The following is a 411-nucleotide window of genomic DNA, read 5'->3' on the forward strand; positions in this document are numbered from 1 at the left end:
CCAAATGCCATAGAATCCCTATCTTCAAAACGCAATAAAGCTTGGAGATTATTTTGCATTAATTCGCGTATGTTAAAAGAAAAAAAGGATTGATAGTCAAATATATCTCTTATCTCCTTTTGATTTAAGTAAGATTCTCTCACACCACTTGTTTGCCTGATTCTTTCCCACGCAACCCCAAATTTTTCAATTCCGTGATAACCTTCTAAAATACCTTCTTTGGGATAGCGAAAAGATTTTAGATTTTCAAAAAAATCCTCATTCATTATTGCCCTATCTTTTAAGTCTTTATAGATATATTTAAAATAATGTTCATACCCCAAAAATACTTCATCAGCACCCTGCCCATCAAACATAACCTTAATGCCCAACTCTTTTGCTTTTTGCATAACAAAATATTGCATATAAATA

At 31.6% G+C, this 411-nt stretch carries 1 protein-coding gene; it reads right to left on the minus strand.

The features are described from left to right. A partial coding sequence (locus CCZ01_RS10110) for an asparagine synthase-related protein (protein WP_258437190.1) occupies window positions 1-411 on the minus strand: 411 nt, incomplete at both ends.

The organism is Helicobacter monodelphidis, assembly GCF_003288845.1.
Lineage (GTDB): Bacteria > Campylobacterota > Campylobacteria > Campylobacterales > Helicobacteraceae > NHYN01.